We start from the raw sequence: 17,431 nt of genomic DNA on the forward strand, positions 1-17,431 counted from the left end.
TCGCGGCCCTCGGTCCCCGACGTCAGCCCGCGCCGAGCGTCGCGGCCGTCGGGTCCCAGTCCTCCGGAAGCGGCGCCGGGGGCAGGGGCTGGGCGGGCAGGGTGACGAACGTGCCGCTGTCGGCCGACCGGGAGACCGCCGTCATCGTGTGGAGCACGTGCAGGGCCAGCGCGCCCGACGCCCGGTGGGTGCTCAGCGCGCCCTCGATCGCCGTGACGCGGTCGGCGCGGATCGTCCGGGCCATGTCCACGACGCCGAGGCCCCGCCCGTCCGTGCGCCCCCGCACGGGCAGTTCGCGCCAGTCGTCGGCGCCGTTCGGGCGCAGCAGCAGCGGGCCCCGGAAGGTGTTGGGGTCCGGCACGGCCAGGGTGCCCTCCGTGCCCGTGACCTCGAAGCGTGTCCGCGGCAGCGAACTGTCGAAGCTGAACGTCGAGTTGGCGCGCACGCCGGAGGCGAACTCAAGGAGCGCGCAGACGTGCGTCTCCACGTCGACCGGGAAGGACTCCCCGGCGCGCGGCCCCGAGCCGACCGTGCGCCGCCGACGCGCGCGGGCGGCCGTCGCCGCGACCCGCGCGACGCCGCCGAACAGCGCCACCAGGGACGTCAGATAGTAGGGGCCGAGGTCGAACAGCGGTCCCGCGCCCGGCTGGTAGAAGAACGCCGGGTCCGGGTGCCAGGACTCCGGGCCGAGGCTCTGCACGGCCGTCGTCGCGGCCACCGGCGCGCCGATGTGCCCGGCGCGGACGGCCCGCAGCGCCGACTGGAGGCCCGCGCCGAGGAACGTGTCCGGCGCGCCGCCGAGCAGCAGCCCCCGCTCGGTCGCCTCCGCGAGCAGCTTCTCGGCCTCCGCGGGCGTCAGCGTGAGCGGCTTCTCGCCGTACACGTGCTTGCCCGCCCGCAGCGCGGCGGCGGCGACCCGCGCGTGCGCCGCGGGCACGGTCAGGTTGACGACGAGTTCGACGCCGGGCTCGGCGAGCACGGTGGGCAGGTCCCCGGAGAGCGGGATGCCGTGGGCGCGGGCCGCGGCGGCCGCCCGCGCGACGTCGAGGTCGGCGACGGCCACGAGCCGGACGTCCGGGAAGCGGCTCAGGGTGCGCAGGTACTCGGCGCTGATGACGCCCGCCCCGACGATGGCGACGCCGACGGGGCCCGTGCCGGGGGCGCGGTCCGGGCCCGCTCCGGGGGTGTCGGCCGGGGCGGGGCTCACACCGCCTCCAGCGCGGCGACGTAGCGGCGGCTGGCCGCCAGCTCGCCCAGCAGGTCGCCCGCGCACGCGTCGAACTCGACGACCCGCCACGCGTCCGGCGCCGCCGCGAGCACCTCGGGCACCGGCATGGTGCCGCCGCCGACCGCGACGTTGGGGTCCTCCTTGGTGCCGGGGCCGTCCTTGAGGTGCAGGGCCTCGACCCGGCTCCCGAGGCGGCCGAGCAGCGCGGGCACGTCGGCGCCGCCGACCGCCGCCCAGTACGTGTCGACTTCGAGGAACACCGCCGGGTCGAGCAGGTCGGCGAGGGCCTCGATGGCGTGGCGGCCGTCCAGGCGCGGCTCCACCTCCCACCAGTGGTTGTGGTAGCCGAGCCGCAGACCGTGCCGTCGCGCCCTGTCCGCGAGGGAGTTGAGCCGGTCGGCGACGCGGGCCAGGCCGTCGGGCGCCGCGAAGTCCGCGTGCGGGAAACCGGCGGGGACGATCGCCAGCTCGCAGCCGAGCGCGGCGGTCGCGTCGAGGACGGGCCCCGGCTCCGGGCCGAGCACCTGCCCGACGTGCGCGCCGGAGACGACGAGCCCCAGGCCGTCGGCGATCCGTCCGAGTCCGGCCGGGTCGTCCGTGACGTCGTACGCCTCCACCGCCCCGTACCCCATCTCCGCGAGGCGGCCGAGGGTCCCCGCCCGGTCGGCGGCGAGCTCTTCGCGTACGGAGTAGAGCTGAACGCTGAGCGGACGTGCCATGGCGGTCCTCCCCGGTCGGCTGGGAGGACGGTAGGGTGCGCGGGACGCACTCACAAGAGGGACAGGGGCACGGCCGCGCGGCCCGGCCCCGGCTGGCGTGCCGGGACCGGACCCGGGCCTACGGGCGCCCGCGCACGGAGCGGCGGCGCAGGAACCACGCCCCGCCGCCCAGGGCCGCTGCCACCAGGGCGCCGCCCGCGGCCATCGTGACCGTGCCGTAGTCCTCGACGCCGCCGCCGATGCCGCCGCGCACACCGCGCGCGGGGGCCGCCGTCGAGGACGTGGTGGGCGTGGTCACGGGGGTCGGCGCGGTCGGCAGCACCCCGACCGTGATGGTCTGGGAGCCCGCGGCCGAGCCGTCCTGGCAGACCACCGCCACCGTATGGGTGCCGGGACTGACGTTCCGCCACGCGGCGGCGCCGCCCGCCATGGGCACCTGATCGCCCTGGGCGAAGTTGGCCGCGCCCTTGCCGAGCAGCGCGGCCTTGCCTCCGTTGGGACAGGCGTCCGTGGTCACCCGTACGGTGCTGCCGGTGACGGTCACGGTGATCCCCGGTGCCGCGAGGGCCGCCGGGGCGGTGAGCGCCAGCGGAAGCGCGACGGCGGCGACGGTCAGGCCGGAGCGGATCGCTATCTGAGTGGTACGCATGAGTCTGCCCTCCGGCGGCACGGGAGGCGGTACGTCCCATGCGCCGCCGGGATCGGGAAACGCCCGTGCTACCTGACGTCGAGCCAACGTGCCGTCAGCTCCCGGCGCATGCCGACGGCCCCCGGGCAGGTGACGGAGTCCATCGTCCGGCCGACCCCTGACCGGCCGTCAGCGCACTCGGCCCTGGAGGGCGGGCCCGGCGAGGCGCACGGGCGCGGTAGCGGACGTCGGCACGGCGCCGCCGTCGAGAAGAGGCTGCCCCCGGCGCGTCAGGGCGCCTCGGGCAGCGGCGTCACCAGGCCGTCGGCGACCAGACCCGCGTACACGGCCTCGCCGAGCGTCTGGACCGCGGACCGCGGGCGCACCATCACGGTGAACTCCTTGATCCGGCCGTCCTCGGCGAAGTGCAGCAGGTCGACGCCGTGGACCTCTCTGCCGCGCACGGTGGTCCGGAACATCAGCGCCGCCGACGCGGCCCCGGTCCCGTCGGCGCTGGTCCGCGCCGTGCCCTCGTACGAGCCGACGTACCGGAAGTCCTCGAAGAGGCGCAGCAGCACCCCGAAGAGCCCGATGACCATCTCGCGCCCCTCGAAGGGCCGGAACTTCACCGGGCTGTAGAAGCGGACGCCGGGCGTGAACAGGTCCTCCAGGGCGGAGAGGTCGCGCTTCTCGACGGCGGCGCGGAAGCGGTCGGCGGTAGGGGCGAGCGGCTCTGTGGCCATCAGGGGTCCTCCACGAGGGATTCCGGCACAAGGGGTTCCTGCGCAAGGCTTTCCGCATAGTCAAGAATCTGACTACTCAGATTCTTGACTATGGTGGGTGCCCGGAACCCGGAAGGGAAGAGCGCCCGAAAGGGAAGAGCGGGCGAGAGGGAAGAGGGTGGTGGGCCATGGCCCTGAGGCACGCGGTGCTCGCGGCGCTGCTCGACGGCGAGTTCAGCGGCTACCAGCTGGCGAAGGCCTTCGACATCGGCGTCGCCAACTTCTGGCACGCGCTGCCGCAGCAGCTCTACGCCGAACTGGCCCGGCTCGAAGGCGACGGCCTGGTCGCCGGGCGCGAGGTCGTGCAGGACGGACGGCCGAACAAGCGGCTGTTCCGGGTGACGGACGCGGGCTTCGCCGAGCTGGAGCGGTTCGCGGCGGCGGCCGCCAAGCCGTCCTTCATCCGCGACGACCTGCTCGTCAAGGTGCAGGCCGTCGACGGAGTCGACGCCGCGCCGGTGATCGAGCAGCTCCGCGAGCGCGCGGCGGTCGCCGAGGGCAAGGCGGAGGCCCTGGCGGCGCTGCTGCGCACGCTGCGCGGAGACCGGGACGAGGGGTCCTTCCTGCGCTCGGGGAAGCGCGTCGGGCCCTATCTGACGTGCCTGCGCGGACTCGCCTTCGAGCGGGAGACCCGGGAGTGGTGCCTGCGCGCGGCCGAGGTGCTCGCCGCGCGGCGCGAGGCGGCCGTGCCCGAGGGCGCCTGAACCCGACGAGGCCCTTTGTCGACGAGTGGGTGAGCCGCCGTGGAACTCCGCGTGTACGACGGATGCACTCCGCGCTCCCCGTACAACCGCCACCGGTGCTCCGGGTGTCGAACCCTGCGAACCGCCCACGACAGCAACGGAGTTCACACAGCCATGCGTTCACGACTTCCGGCCGCGGGACTCGCCGCGACCGCGGCGCTCGCCCTGGCCGCCACGGCGGCGGCGACGCCGTCCGCCCTCGCCTCGGACACCGCGGCGAGAGGCCCGGCGGACCCCGCGTTCGTCATCACCCTCGACAGCAGCACCCCGACGACCGACTACGGTCACCGCAAGGTCGACCTCTCCGGCACCGTGACCCGCGCCGACGGCACCCCCGTCGCGGACGCGCCCGTCAAACTGCTCAAGTCCGTCGAGTACGACACCTGGAACCCCTGGGGCGACCCCATCGACCCGACCGAGCGGGAGACCCGCGCCCTGCGCACCGTCCGCACGGACGCGCAGGGCCGCTTCGCGCTCAAGAAGGTCACCGCGGACCGCTGGCAGAGCGAGCCCAGCATCCACCTGTTCCCGCGCCACGTCGTGGAGTTCCAGGCCTCGTACGACCCGGGCGACCCCGACGACAACGAGATCTACTTCGCCCACCGCGACGTCCGCGTCAAGCCGGTCACCAGCACGCTCACGTACAAGGTCAACAAGAAGAAGGTGCGCAAGGGCGACACCCTCGTCGTCACCGGCAAGGTCAAGTGGCCCGCGGGACACGGCCCGGTCAAGGGCACCCGGGTCCTGCTGCGCACGTACTACGAGTCGGCGTACAACGCGAAGACCACCGCCGACGCGCGGGGCAACTTCACCGTCCGCGCCAAGATCCGGGGCTACGACCGGGAGTTCGTGGTCTTCTCGGCGCCCAAGGACTACTACGTCAAGGGGGCCACCAAGAAGCTCCCTGTCAAGAACGTCACGCCCGTGCCCGGCAGGTGACGGGCCGACGTGCGGGGGAGGCGGGCGCACTGGTGACGGGGGTACCGGTGCGCCCGCGCCTCAGCGCCCGCGCGGGCGCCGTCGCCTCACCGCCCTTGCAGGCGCTTGACGTTGTCGCCGAACGTCCAGTTGCGCGACCCGTCCCAGTTGAGGGACCAGGTCATCAGGCCCTTGAGGGCGCCGTTGTAGGTGTTCCAGGCCTGCGAGACCAGTGACGGTGACATATAGCCGCCGCCCGCGCCCGCCTGCGCCGGAAGGCCGGGCACCTGCTTGTCGTAGGGCACCTTGATCGTGGTGCCCTGGACCACCAGGCCCTTGTTGAGGCAGTCGGTCTGCTTGGTGAAGCCCTGGACGGTGCCCGCGGAGTAGGAGTCGCCGGAGCAGCCGTACATGCTGCCGTTGTAGTACTGCATGTTCAGCCACCACAGGCGGCCGTTGTCCGCGTACTTCTTGATGATCGGCAGGTACGCGCCCCAGATCGAGCCGTACACCACGCTGCCGCCGGTGACGTAGGCGGTCTCGGGGGCCATCGTCAGGCCGAAGTTGGAGGGCATCTGGGCGAGGACGCCGTCGATGATGCGGATCAGGTTGGTCTGGGACGGCGAGAGCTGGTTGATGTTGCCGCTGCCGACCAGGCCGGTCTCGATGTCGATGTCGATCCCGTCGAAGTTGTACTTCTTCAGGATCGGCACGATGGTCTGCACGAACCGGTCGGCGACCACGCTGTTGCTGAGGTCGATGCCCGCCGCCGCGCCGCCGATGGACATCAGGATCGTGGCCCCGTTCGCCTTCGCCTGGCACATCTCGGCGGGCGTGGCGACCTTCACCGTCGAGTCCATGCCGTCCTCCCACAGGACGGTGCCGTCGGAGCGGATCACCGGGAAGGCGGCGTTGAGGACGTTGTAGCCGTGGGCGCCGATGCGGGAGTCGGTGATCGGGGTCCAGCCGAACGGCGGGTGCACGCCGTTCGAGGCGCCGTCCCAGTTCTCCCAGTAGCCCTGGAGCACCTTGCCCGCGGGTTTCGACTTCACCGCGCAGGTCTCGTCCTGCGCGGCTCTGGGCGTGTCCGGCACGGCGGCGGCCGGTAGTTGCGCCGCGAACGCCAGGGCCAGGGTCGCTCCCAACAGACGTACCGTACGACCGATCATCGCGTGCTCCCTCGGGAGATCTTGCTACGGGTGGGGGAAGTACGGGGGTGCTGGGCCCCGACGGTAAGTAGGTATAGACCTGTCGTCAATAGGTCTGGGCCAATGTGCGGCCGGTCCCGCCTGCCCAGAGGTGCCATCACGGGGACCGCCACGGGGGCCAGCACGGGGGCCAGCACGGAGGTTGGCGCCTTATTGCACATAGCTCGCAACTACAATTAAGACGCAATAGTGCGTCCGGTGGGCGTGCACGCCACCAGAAGGCGGGAGAACACGCATGGCACCCCCACGGATCGTCCTCGGGATCGAGTCGTCCTGCGACGAGACGGGCGCGGGCCTGGTCTGCGAGGGGCGGCTGCTCGGGCACGCCGTGGCCTCCAGCATGGACGAGCACGCCCGCTACGGCGGCGTCGTCCCCGAGATCGCCGCCCGCGCCCACGTGCACGCCCTGACCCCGGTCGTCCGCCGCGCCCTCGACCAGGCGGGCCTCGGCCCCCGCGACATCGGCGCCGTCGCCGTGACGACCGGGCCGGGCCTGTCCGGCGCCCTCCAGGTCGGCCTCGCCGGGGCCAAGAGCCTCGCCTACGCCCTCGACGTGCCGCTGTACGGCGTGCACCACCTCGCCGGGCACGTCGCCGCCGACACCCTGGAGCACGGCCCGCTGCCCGACCCGTGCGTGGTCCTCATCGTGTCCGGCGGCCACACCTCGCTGCTGCTCGTCCGCGACCTGGCCCGCGACCCCATCGCGCACCTCGGCGACACCCTGGACGACGCCGCGGGCGAGTGCTTCGACAAGGTGGCCCGCGTCTTCGGCCTGCCCTACCCGGGCGGTCCCGCCGTCGACCGCGCCGCCCGCGACGGCTCCCCGGACGCGGTCGCCTTCCCCGCCCCCTGACGGGGCCGCGCGACGACCCGTACGCCTTCTCGTTCTCCGGCCTGAAGACCGCCGCGGCGCGCTGGGCCGAGAGCCACCGCGGCCGGGACCTGCCCGTCGCCGACGGAGCCGCGTCCCTCCAGGAGGCCGTCGCGGACGTGCTCACCCGCAAGGCCGTCGCGGCCTGCGCCGAGCACGGCGTGGGCACGCTCGTCGTGGTCGGCGGCGTCGCCGCCAACTCCCGGGTGCGGGCGCTCGCCGAGGCGCGCTGCCGGGCCGCCGGGATCACCCTGCGCGTGCCGCCGCTCGGCCTGTGCACCGACAACGGCGCGATGATCGCCGCCGTCGGCGACCTGCTGGTGCGCGCGGGCGCCGAGCCCGCGCCGCTCGACGTGTCCATCGACCCGTCGGCGCCCCTGGAGCACGCGGCGCTCCACCCCGTGGCCGCCGTCGCGAGGGCCGCCTGATGGCCGCCGCCGTGCACCGCCTGCCGGGCCCCGACCTGCTGGCCCACCGCGACGGTGTCCGCGCCGTCTTCGCCGCCGCGTTCGCCGCCCCGCCCTGGCACACCGTGCCCGCCGACGCCGACGCCTACGTGGACCGCCTCGCCGGTGACCTGGCCCGGCCCGGGTTCACCGCGGCGGTCGCGCTCGACGGCACGCGCGTCCTCGGCTTCGCCACGGCCTGGACGTCCGCCACGCCGCTGCCCGCCGAGCGCGCCTACCCGCGGGTCACCGCCACGCTCGGCGCCGAGCGCACCACCGCGTGGCTGTGCGGCGCCCGCGAGGTCGACGAACTCGCCGTCGCGCCCGACGCGCACGGCCGCGGCCTCGGCCGTACGCTCCTCGAAGCGGTCACCCACGACGCCCCCGACGGCCGCTGCTGGCTGCTCACCTCCCGCAGGGCCGACGCCACCGTCCGCTTCTACCGGCGGCTCGGCTGGCGGCAGGCCGCCCGCCCCGCGCCGGACAGGCACGAGACGGTCGCCTTCCTCGGCCCCGACCACCCCGCCCTCCCGGCACTGTGCCCCTCGTAGCCCCTCGTAGCCCCTCGTAGCCCCTCGTAGCCCCTCGTAGCCCCTCGTAGCCCCTCACGCCCCGGAGCACGACTTGCGTACCGCCGACATCCGCGCCCGCTTCCTCGACTTCTTCGGCGAGCGCGGCCACACCGTCGTCCCCAGCGCCCCGCTGCCCACCCCCGACCCGACGCTGCTGTTCGTCAACGCGGGCATGGTGCCGTTCAAGCCCTATCTGACCGGTGAGGCCGCGCCGCCCTGGCCGCGCGCCACCAGCGTCCAGAAGTGCGTGCGCACCCTGGACATCGAGGAGGTCGGCAAGACCACCCGGCACGGCTCCTTCTTCCAGATGAACGGCAACTTCTCCTTCGGCGACTACTTCAAGGAAGACGCCATCACGTTCGCCTGGGACCTGAGCACCCGCTCCACCGCCGACGGCGGCTTCGGCCTCGACCCGGCGCGGATCTGGGTCACCGTGCACCACTCCGACACCGAGTCCCGCGGCCTGTGGCGCCGCGTCGCCGGGCTGCCCGACGAGCGGATCGTGGCGCGCGGCGACGAGGACAACTTCTGGTCCATGGGTGTCCCGGGCCCCTGCGGCCCCTGCTCCGAGCTGTACTACGACCGCGGCCCGGCCTTCGGCCGCGCGGGCGGCCCCGCCGTCGACGAGGACCGCTACATGGAGTTCTGGAACCTCGTCTTCATGCAGTACGAGCGCGGCGAGGGCCCCGGCAAGTCCGGCTACCCCATCCTCGGCGAACTGCCCCGCCGCAACATCGACACCGGCATGGGCCTGGAGCGCATGGCCACCCTCCTCCAAGGTGTGGACAACCTGTACGAGATCGACGAGACCCGCCCCGTCCTGGACCGCGCCGCCGAACTCGCCGGGGTCCGCTACGGCGCCGACGCCACCGCCGACGTACGCCTGCGCGTCGTCGCCGACCACGTCCGCACCGCCCTGATGCTCCTCGCCGACGGCACCGCCCCCGGCAACGAGGGCCGCGGCTATGTCCTGCGCCGCATCCTGCGCCGCGCGGTCCGCTCCATGCGCCAGCTCGGGTACGAGGACCCGGCCCTGACGGACCTGCTCGCCGTCGCCCGCGACCGCATGGCCCCGAGCTACCCGGAGGTCGCCGCGTCCTTCGCCCGCGTCGCCGACCAGGCCCGCGGCGAGGAGGACGCCTTCCGCGCCACCCTCAAGCAGGGCACCACCGTCCTCGACACCGCCGTCTCCCAGGTCAAGGCCGAGGGCGGCCGCCAACTGCCCGGCGCGCAGGCCTTCCTGCTGCACGACACCTACGGCTTCCCCATCGACCTCACCCTGGAGATGGCCGCCGAGCAGGGCGTCGACGTCGACCGCGAGGGCTTCACCGCCCTGATGCGCGAGCAGCGCGAGCGGGCCCGCGCCGACGCCCGCGCCCGTAAGTCCGGCGGCACCGCCGACACCACCGCCCTGCGCGCCGTCCTCGACGAGCACGGGCCCACCGACTGGCGCGCCTGGTCCGCGCTCGCCACGGACTCCCGGGTCCTCGCCCTCCTCACCCCCGCCGGGCCCGTCCCCGTCGCCCGCGACGGCGACATCGTCACCGTCGTCCTGGACCGCTCCCCGTTCTACGCCGAGTCCGGCGGCCAGGAGAGCGACGCCGGGCACCTCTCCGGCGCCTCCGTGGAGGCCGACGTCCTCGACGTGCAGCGGCCCCTGCCCGGCCTCGTCGTCCACCAGGTCCGCGTCACCGCGGGCGAACTCGCCGTCGGCGACGCCGTGCACGCCGCCGTCGACGCCGAGTGGCGGCTCGGCGCCCGCCAGGCCCACTCCGGCACCCACGTCCTGCACGCCGCCCTGCGCGAGATCCTCGGCCCGACCGCCCTCCAGTCCGGCTCCTACAACCGGCCCGGCTACCTCCGCCTGGACTTCCCCTGGCGCGGCGCCCTGTCCGCCACCGTCCGCAGCGAGGTCGAGGAGGCCGCCAACCGCGCCCTGCGCCGCGACCTGCCCGTCGACGTCCGCTGGATGACGCTGCCCGAGGCCAAGCAGCTCGGCGCGCTCGCCCTGTTCGACGAGACGTACGGCGAACAGGTCCGCGTCGTCGAGATCGGCGGCGCCTGGTCGCGCGAGCTGTGCGGCGGCACGCACGTCGAGCACGCCGCGCAGATCGGTGTCGTCGCGCTGACCGCCGAGTCGTCCGTCGGCGCGGGCATGCGCCGCCTGGAGGCCGCCGTCGGCATCGAGGGCTTCGGCCACCTCGCCCGCGAGCGCGACCTGGTCACGCGCATCGCCGAACAGGTCCAGGCGCCCCGCGCCGAACTGCCCGACCGCATCGCCGCGCTGCTCGACCGCCTCAAGGCCGCCGACCGCGAGAACCAGCGGCTGCGCCAGTCGGCCCTGGCCGCCCGCGCCGCCGAACTCGCCGGGCGCGCCGTCGACGTGGCGGACGCCCGCGTCGTCACCGCCACCACGGACGGCGACCCGGGCGCGGCCCGCACGCTCGCCCTGGACGTGCGCGGACGCCTCGCGACCGACCGGCCCGGCGTCGCCGCCGTCACCCTCACCGGGGACAAGCCCGTGCTCGTCGTGGCCCTGAACCAGGCGGCCCGCACAGCCGGACTCTCCGCCTCCGCCCTGGTCAAGCGGCTCCTCGGCGGGCGCGGCGGCGGCTCGGACGAGGTGGCCCAGGGCGGCGGGCTGCCCCAGGCGGAGCTGACCCGCGCGGTGTCCGGCCTCGCCGGGGCCGTACGGGAGCAGCTCGCGGACTGAGCCCGGGGGGCCGCCCGGGGCCCGGTGGGAGCCGGGCCCCGCCCGGCGGGCGTCAGCGCGCCCGGGCCTCGCCCGGGGGGGCGTCAGCGCGCTGCGCTCAGCCAGTCCACCGTCGCCCGCGCCGAGAAGGCCGCCTGGCCACCGCGCACCAGCAGGTCCGCCGCCGCGAACGCCGGATCGTCGGCCTGCGCGGGCACGTACGGAACGGCGACGCACCGCATGCCCGCCGCCCGCGCCGCCAGCGCGCCCGGCACCGCGTCCTCCAGGACCACGCAGCGCGCGGGCTCCGCGCCGAGCAGGCGCGCGGCGGCGAGGAAGACGTCGGGCGCGGGCTTGCCCCGGGCCACCTCGTCCGCCGACACGAACGTCTTCAGGCGCGCGTCGAGGCCGGTCCCCTCCAGCGTCGCCGCGATCGCCGCGCGCGAGGAACCGGACGCGACCGCCATCGGCACCCCGGCGTCGTCCAGCAGCTCAACGAACGCCGCCATCTCCGGGTAGACCCGCGTGGACGTGCGGGCCAGCTCCAGATAGCGGCGGTTCTTCTCGGCGACCAGCTCCTCCAGCGGCGCGGACAGGCCGTAGCGCGCCTTCCAGTCGGTCACGGTCTCCTGGGTGGAGATGCCGACGTACCTCTCGTGGTCCTCCCAGGTGAAGTCCGTGACGCCGTGCCCGGCGAGGAGCTGCCGCCCCGCCTCGAAGTAGTTCGGCTCGCTGTCCACCAGGGTGCCGTCGAGGTCGAAGATGACTGCGGTGTGGCTCAGGGTGCTCATGCGGTCCAGCATGCCAAGCGGCTGATCTTGACGGAGGGGCGGGAGGGGGAACCCGTGCGGGGGCCGCCGGTCACCGCCGCGTGGACGCCGCCCGGCCCACCGACTCCACGAGCGGCAGCAGCCGGTGCGGGACGCGCTCGCGCAGGGCCATCTCCGTACGGGTGCGCACCACGCCCGGCATCTGCACCAGGCGCTGGATGACGTCCTCCAGATGGCCGTTGTCCCGGGCCGCGACCCGCGTCAGCAGATCGCCGCCGCCCGTGATCGAGAAGGCCTCGATGATCTCCGGCACCTCGGCCAGCGCGTCACCGACCTCGTCCAGGTGCCCCTGCGTCACCTCGATGTGCACGAACGCCAGCACCGGGTGGCCGAGCGCGGCGGGGACAGCGAGGGCCCCGTGCCCGTGATCACGCCGTCCCGCTCCATCCGGTCGAGCCGCGCCTGGAGCGTGCCGCGCGCGACGCCGAGCACCCGGGCCAGCTCGCGCACGCTCGTCCGCGGCTGCTCGAGCAGCAGCCGCAGGATGCGGGTGTCCAGTTCGTCGACGGCCATGGTCCCGGTCTCTCCACTGCGCGGACTGATCGGCGCAGACTGTACCAACGGCCCAGGTCAGCGCGCGGACGCCGGGCAGGCGGACGGCGCGCCGGGCGCCCGGCCGCCCGGCTGCGCGGCACTCCCCACGGCGGGCGGCTTCCCGGCGCGTGGACGGGGGACGCGCCGGTACCCGGCAACGATGACGCGATCCCCTGGTAGCCCGATCGGCCGCCGGGCGGGGTGGCCGCTCGGTTTCGGGAGCGCCCGCCGGTGTCATGGTCACATGTCCACGACCGGCCGCTCCCCGGGCGCCCCCGCCGACATCCCCGAACCCCTCTCCTACCGCCTGAAGAAGCTGCTCCTCGGCCCGCCCCTGGTCACCGCCCGCATCCGCGAGGAGAAGCTCGACAACCGCACCGCGCTCGGCGTCCTCGCGTCGGACTGCGTCAGCTCCTCCGCGTACGGCAGCGAGGAGATGCTGCGCGTCCTGGTGCCCGTCGTCGGCGTGGCCGCGTTCACGCTGCTGATGCCGGTGACCGGCGCGATCCTGCTGATCCTGGTCCTGCTGACGCTCTGCTACAGCGACGTGGTCACGATCTACACGCGGGCGGGCGGCTCGTACGTCGTGGCGCGCGAGAACCTCGGCCCGGACGTCGCCCAGATCGCGGCCGTGGCGCTGCTCGTGGACTACGTCGTCACGGTCGCCGTCCAGGCCTCGGCGGGCACCAACGCCCTGATCTCCCTCGCGCACCTGGCAGGCGGCGACTGGACCGGCATCGACCACCTCCAACTGCCGTTCAGCGTCGGCGTGGTGCTGCTCCTGGCGTACGGCAACCTGCGCGGGCTCCGGGAGGCGGGCCGGGTCTTCGCCGTGCCCGCCTACCTGTTCCTCGCCGCGGTCGGCCTGATGCTCGCCGTCGGTGCGGCCCGCTGGGCGCTGGGGGAGCTGCCGCACGCGAACGTGCGGGCCGCGGGCGCCGTGCCGCTCGGGGAGCCGGGGACGGCTGGCTGTACGGGGCGTCGCTGTTCATGGTGGCGCGCGCCTTCGCCAACGGCGGCTCCTCGCTCACCGGGCTCGAAGCGATCTCCAACGGCGTCTCCGTGTTCCGGGAGCCGCAGGGCCGCAACGCCCGGCGCACGCTCGTCACGATGAGCTGCGTGCTCGGCGCGCTGGTCCTCGGCGTCTCCTGGCTGGCGCACGTCACCCACGCGATCCCGTACGCCGACGGCACGCCCACGGTCATCGCGCAGGAGGCCCACCTGGTGTTCGGCGACGGCGCGGCGGGCACGGCGGGCCTGGTGTTCGTGCAGCTCGCCACCGCGCTGATCCTCTACACCGGTGCGAACACGCCGTTCACGGGCTTCCCCCACCTGGCGAGCTTCGTCGCCGAGGACCGCTTCCTGCCCCGCCAGCTCACCCGGCGCGGCCACCGCCTCGTCTTCTCCAACGGCGTCCTCAGCCTGGCCGCGGTCTCCCTGGCGCTGCTCCTGGTGACGAACGCCAACGTCGACAAGCTGGTGGCGCTGTACGCGATCGGCGTGTTCACCGCGTTCACCATGGCCGGTTCCGGCCTGACCGCCTACCACCTGCGGCGCCGCGAGCCCGGCCGCCGCTGGAAGGCCGCCGTGAACCTCGCCGCGGCGGTGGTCTCCGCGGCGGTCGTCCTGGTCTTCGCGGTCACCAAGTTCACCGAGGGCGCCTGGCTGGTCGTCGTGGTCTTCCCGCTCGGCGTGTGGATCCTCGTACGGATCAACCGCGAGTACCGCGCCGAGGCCGCCGCCCTGGAGGCGCTGCCGCCCGCCGAGGAGAGCGACCGGCCGCGCTGGCAGCGGCACGTCGTGCAGATCCTGGTGGACGCCTTCGACCCGGCCGTCTTCCAGGCGCTGCGGTACGCGCACGAGCTGCGCCCCGACGAGGTGCGGGCCGTGCACGTCGCCGTCGACGGCCCCCACGCCCAGCGGCTCGCGGCCCGCTGGGAGCGCACCCGGGCCACGGACGTGCCGCTCGAACTGGTCGACTGCCCCGACCGGCGCGTCCAGCGGACCCTGCTCGACCTGGCCGCCGACACCACCGCCGACGGCCGCACCGCCCTGACCCTCCTCGTCCCGCACCGCGCCTACCGCTCGTTCCTCGGCCGCCTGCTCCACCACGGCTCCGTGGCACGCCTCGCCCGCGGCCTGGAGGAGCTGCCCTCGGTGGCGGTGACCACCGTGTCGTACGCCGTCAGGCCCGGCCGCCCGGCACCCCGCGGGCCCGCCTAGCCCGTTGGCCCGTTCCCGACGGGATACGGGGACGTCCACCTGTGCCAATGGCCCAGTCGGTCCGGGTCAAGTTGAGCCAACGGGCCTCCGGGTGATGTGATGGTCCCATCGATGGCGCTGCGGATTCCGCGGCGCCTTTGTCATGCGGGCCGGAAATGTGTCCTGCGGATGACGTCGCCGATACGGAAAGGGGAAGCCACACTGGTGCTGAAGACAGCGTTCGTCGCGCCGGATCCGGGCCGGATCCGTTTGCGCAGCGGCCTTCGGGCCGTTCTCGGCATCGGGGCCGCCGTCGCGCTGTGCGGCCTGGTCGGGCACTCCCTCGTCGCGGCCGTCATCGGCGGCCTCGCCGCGCTGCTCGCCCTGTTCACCGTCCTCGACCCGACGGTGCGCGGACAGGCCGTGACCACGGCGCTGCTGCCCGCCGCGGGCCTTCCGGTGCTGGCGCTCGCCGCCGGACTGCACGACTACCCGCTGGCGCGGGACGCGGCGTTCCTCGCCGTCACGGGGCTCGGCGTGTACGCCCGCCGGTGGGGGCCGCGCGGGCACTCGCTCGGCGTGTTCGCGTTCATGATGTTCTTCGCCGCCCAGTTCCTGCACGCCCGGCTCGCGCAGCTGCCCGAGCTGTACGCCGCCATCGCGCTGTCCCTGTGCGCCTCCTCGGCCGTCCGGTTCGGCCTGTGGTGCTACGAGCGGCGTCTGCCGCCCGCGGTGACCCCCGCCCCCGAGCCGGGCCGGGGCCTCGCCCGCGCGACGACCCGCCAGGCCGTCCAGGCGACCGTCGGCGCGGCCTTCGCCCTCGCCCTCGGCCAGGCCCTGTCCCACGAGCGCTGGTACTGGGCCGTCGGCGCCACCTGGTGGGTGTTCGTGAACACCACCTCGCGCGGCGAGACCCTCGTCCGCGGCTTCCGCCGGGTCCTCGGCACGGTCGTCGGCGTCGTCATCGGCCTCGTCGTCGCGGTGCCGCTGCACGCGGCCCCCGTGCCCAGCGCGATCCTCATCGCCGTCTGCGTCTTCGGGATCTTCTACACCGCCGCCGTCTCGTACACCTGGATGATGCTGTCCGTGACGGTCATGGCGGGCCTGCTGTACGGGCTGCTCGGCGTGCTCGACCCCGCGCTCCTCGCCCTGCGCGTCGCCGAGACCGCCGTCGGCGCGGTGGGCGCGGCCCTCGCGGTGCTCCTCGTCCTGCCGGTCACCACGCACGCCACCACCGACGCGTGGATCCAGTGCGCCCTGCGCAGCGTGCACGCCTGCACGGCGACCGCCGCGGCCCGGCTGCGCGGCGCGGCGGACGCCGACCCCGCCCCGCACGTCGCCGAGCTGGAGGCGCTGCTCGGCAAGGTGCGCCTCTCCCTCGCCCCGCTGCTGCACCCGCTCAACCCGCTGTCCGCCCGCAAGGCACGCGCCCGGCGGGTGCTCGCGCTCCTGGACGACTGTGCCCGCGAGGTGCGCGGCCTCGCCTCGATCGCCGCCGACGCGGAGGCCTCCCACGACGAGCGGCTCACCGCCGCGTGCTGGCGCGTGGAGGCCGCCGTGGAGGCGCTGACGACGCCGGGCGCCGCGATCGGCGACCCTGCCGCGCACCACGGCGGGGTCGTCGAGGGCGCGCTCGCCCACGTCCACGGCCTGGAGCGGGCCTTGGTCCAGCTCGCGGAGCCGCTGCAGGCGCCCACGCGGACGCCGCTGCCGGGGGCGTGAGCGCTCCGCCGGGTGTGCCGCGCCGCCTCCACGTCCGGCCGCGGCGCCGTCGCGGCTGATCGCGCCCACGTGGCGGAGTCGTACCTGCCGGAGGCACGGGGGCGCCGCCGCGTGTCGGAGCCCCTGGGTGCGTCCGCGTATCGGGGCCCCTGGGCGCTGCCGTGCCCGGCGGGCCGCGCCGTGTCCCCGTAGACGTCCCCCGGAGATCGAATTTCCCCCGGCCCCTCCATCTGGTCCAGACCAGCTGCTAGCGTCAGGCGCGCGTGCCACGGTGGGGCGCAGGAAGAGGGGCGAGCAGTGACCGAGAGCCAGGCCCGGCGGGCATACATCGGGTCGTTCACGGCGGCGGGCGGGCGCGGCGTCGTGGTCGCGGCCCTGCACCCGGACACCGGGGCCCTCACGCCCCTCGCCGCCACGGACGCCGTCGCCGACCCCTCCTACCTCGCCCTCGCGCCCGACACCGGCACGCTGTACGCGGTGAGCGAGACCAGCGACGGCGCGGTCGCCGCCTTCCGGGTGTCCGGCGACGCCCTGGAGCCCCTCGGCGCACCCGTGCCCGTGCAGGGCGACGCGCCCACGCACCTCGCGCTCCACGGCGGCCACCTGCTCGCCGCGAACTACGGCTCCGGCAGCGTCACCTCCGTCCCCGTGCGCGCCGACGGAAGCCTCGCCCCGCTCCCCACGGGCGTCCTCGCCCACCAGGGCGCGGGCCCGCACCCGCAGCGCCAGCAGAGCCCGCACGCCCACCAGGTGCAGCCCGACCCCAGCGGCCGCTGGGCGGTGAGCGTCGACCTCGGCACGGACTCCGTCCGCGTGTGCGCCCTGGGCGAGGACGGGCTCACCCTGCACCGCGAGATCGCCCTGCGGCCCGGCTCCGGCCCCCGCCACCTGGCCTTCCACCCGCGCGGCGACCTCGCCTACGTCCTGAACGAGCTGGCGCCCACCGTCACCGCCTGCGCCTGGGACGCCGCCGACGGCGCCCTCAAGCCGCTCGCGGAGACCTCCGTGCTGCCCGGGGCGCCCGCGGGCGACGCCTACCCCTCCGCGGTCGTCGTGGCGCCCGACGGCCGCTTCCTGTGGGCGGCCACGCGCGGCGAGGACGTCGTGTCCGTCTTCGCGCTCGACGCCGACGGCACCGCCCGGCTCACCGCCACCGTGCCGTGCGGCGGCCGCTGGCCCCGCGACCTGGCCGTGCACCCCTCGGGGCGCTTCCTGTACGCGGCGAACGAGCACTCCGGGGACGTCACCTGGTTCACCGTCGACCCGGACACCGGCCTGCCGCGGCGCGGAGGCTCCGTGGACGTACCGGCCGCGTCCTGCGTGGTCTTCGGCTGAC

At 74.9% G+C, this 17,431-nt stretch carries 12 protein-coding genes and 3 pseudogenes; 8 read left to right on the forward strand and 7 right to left on the reverse strand.

The annotated features are described in order from the left end of the window. Nucleotides 1-22 precede the first annotated feature (22 nt). The 4 genes from ACOBQU_RS34430 to ACOBQU_RS34445 all read right to left on the reverse strand — a co-directional run bounded on the left by ACOBQU_RS34430 (nt 23) and on the right by ACOBQU_RS34445 (nt 3,318). Entirely contained in the window at nt 23-1,207 is a 1,185-nt protein-coding gene (locus ACOBQU_RS34430; protein ID WP_423632722.1) for a Gfo/Idh/MocA family protein, read from the reverse strand. Further along, nucleotides 1,204-1,947, reverse strand: a complete 744-nt coding sequence (locus tag ACOBQU_RS34435; protein WP_423632724.1) for a sugar phosphate isomerase/epimerase family protein — start codon at nt 1,945-1,947, stop codon at nt 1,204-1,206. The genes ACOBQU_RS34430 and ACOBQU_RS34435 overlap by 4 nt, the downstream gene beginning before the upstream one ends. Nucleotides 1,948-2,065: 118 nt before the next feature. Beyond that, complete coding sequence (locus ACOBQU_RS34440; protein WP_423632726.1) at nt 2,066-2,596, reverse strand: hypothetical protein; 531 nt, start codon at nt 2,594-2,596, stop codon at nt 2,066-2,068. Nucleotides 2,597-2,865: 269 nt separating this feature from the next. After that, entirely contained in the window at nt 2,866-3,318 is a 453-nt protein-coding gene (locus ACOBQU_RS34445; protein WP_423632728.1) for a nuclear transport factor 2 family protein, read from the reverse strand. A gap of 167 nt (nt 3,319-3,485) precedes the next feature. Here ACOBQU_RS34445 and ACOBQU_RS34450 point away from each other — a divergent pair, with 167 nt between their 5' ends. Beyond that, nucleotides 3,486-4,061, forward strand: coding sequence for a PadR family transcriptional regulator (locus tag ACOBQU_RS34450; RefSeq protein WP_423632730.1), 576 nt, complete (start codon nt 3,486-3,488; stop codon nt 4,059-4,061). 153 nt (nt 4,062-4,214) lie between these two features. Then, on the forward strand, nt 4,215-5,039 hold the full coding sequence (locus ACOBQU_RS34455; RefSeq protein ID WP_423632732.1) for an acyl carrier protein: 825 nt from the start codon (nt 4,215-4,217) through the stop codon (nt 5,037-5,039). An 86-nt stretch (nt 5,040-5,125) separates the two neighbouring features. Here ACOBQU_RS34455 and ACOBQU_RS34460 read toward each other — a convergent pair whose 3' ends face one another. Next, nucleotides 5,126-6,187, reverse strand: a complete 1,062-nt coding sequence (locus ACOBQU_RS34460) for a chitinase (protein ID WP_423632734.1) — start codon at nt 6,185-6,187, stop codon at nt 5,126-5,128. A gap of 274 nt (nt 6,188-6,461) precedes the next feature. Here ACOBQU_RS34460 and tsaD point away from each other — a divergent pair. The 3 genes and pseudogenes from tsaD (at nt 6,462) to alaS (ending at nt 10,828) form a co-directional block, all read left to right on the forward strand. Further along, a pseudogene (gene tsaD, locus ACOBQU_RS34465) lies at nt 6,462-7,525 on the forward strand (tRNA (adenosine(37)-N6)-threonylcarbamoyltransferase complex transferase subunit TsaD). Continuing rightward, on the forward strand, nt 7,525-8,094 hold the full coding sequence (locus ACOBQU_RS34470; protein ID WP_423632736.1) for a GNAT family N-acetyltransferase: 570 nt from the start codon (nt 7,525-7,527) through the stop codon (nt 8,092-8,094). Before tsaD ends, ACOBQU_RS34470 begins: the two are co-directional and overlap by 1 nt. Nucleotides 8,095-8,167: 73 nt before the next feature. Further along, nucleotides 8,168-10,828, forward strand: a complete 2,661-nt coding sequence (gene alaS, locus ACOBQU_RS34475; RefSeq protein ID WP_423632738.1) for an alanine--tRNA ligase — start codon at nt 8,168-8,170, stop codon at nt 10,826-10,828. An 83-nt stretch (nt 10,829-10,911) separates the two neighbouring features. Here the strand turns inward: alaS and ACOBQU_RS34480 are convergent, their stop codons facing one another. Together ACOBQU_RS34480 and ACOBQU_RS34485 are read right to left on the reverse strand one after the other, a co-directional pair. Beyond that, nucleotides 10,912-11,598 carry an HAD family hydrolase gene (locus ACOBQU_RS34480; protein ID WP_423632740.1) on the reverse strand — a complete coding sequence of 229 codons (687 nt, stop codon included), beginning with the start codon at nt 11,596-11,598 and terminating at the stop codon, nt 10,912-10,914. Between the two features lie 70 nt (nt 11,599-11,668). Next, nucleotides 11,669-12,150: pseudogene (locus tag ACOBQU_RS34485) on the reverse strand (Lrp/AsnC family transcriptional regulator). A 265-nt stretch (nt 12,151-12,415) separates the two neighbouring features. Here ACOBQU_RS34485 and ACOBQU_RS34490 point away from each other — a divergent pair. The 3 genes and pseudogenes from ACOBQU_RS34490 to ACOBQU_RS34500 all read left to right on the forward strand — a co-directional run bounded on the left by ACOBQU_RS34490 (nt 12,416) and on the right by ACOBQU_RS34500 (nt 17,430). Next, nucleotides 12,416-14,394: pseudogene (locus ACOBQU_RS34490) on the forward strand (APC family permease). Between the two features lie 204 nt (nt 14,395-14,598). After that, a complete protein-coding gene (locus tag ACOBQU_RS34495; RefSeq protein ID WP_423632741.1) occupies nt 14,599-16,095 on the forward strand; it encodes an FUSC family protein in 1,497 nt (498 codons plus the stop codon). A 297-nt stretch (nt 16,096-16,392) separates the two neighbouring features. Then, complete coding sequence (locus ACOBQU_RS34500) at nt 16,393-17,430, forward strand: lactonase family protein (protein WP_423632743.1); 1,038 nt, start codon at nt 16,393-16,395, stop codon at nt 17,428-17,430. Nucleotide 17,431: the final 1 nt, after the last annotated feature.

This window comes from Streptomyces sp. G45 (assembly GCF_049542095.1).
Taxonomy (GTDB): Bacteria; Actinomycetota; Actinomycetes; order Streptomycetales; family Streptomycetaceae; genus Streptomyces.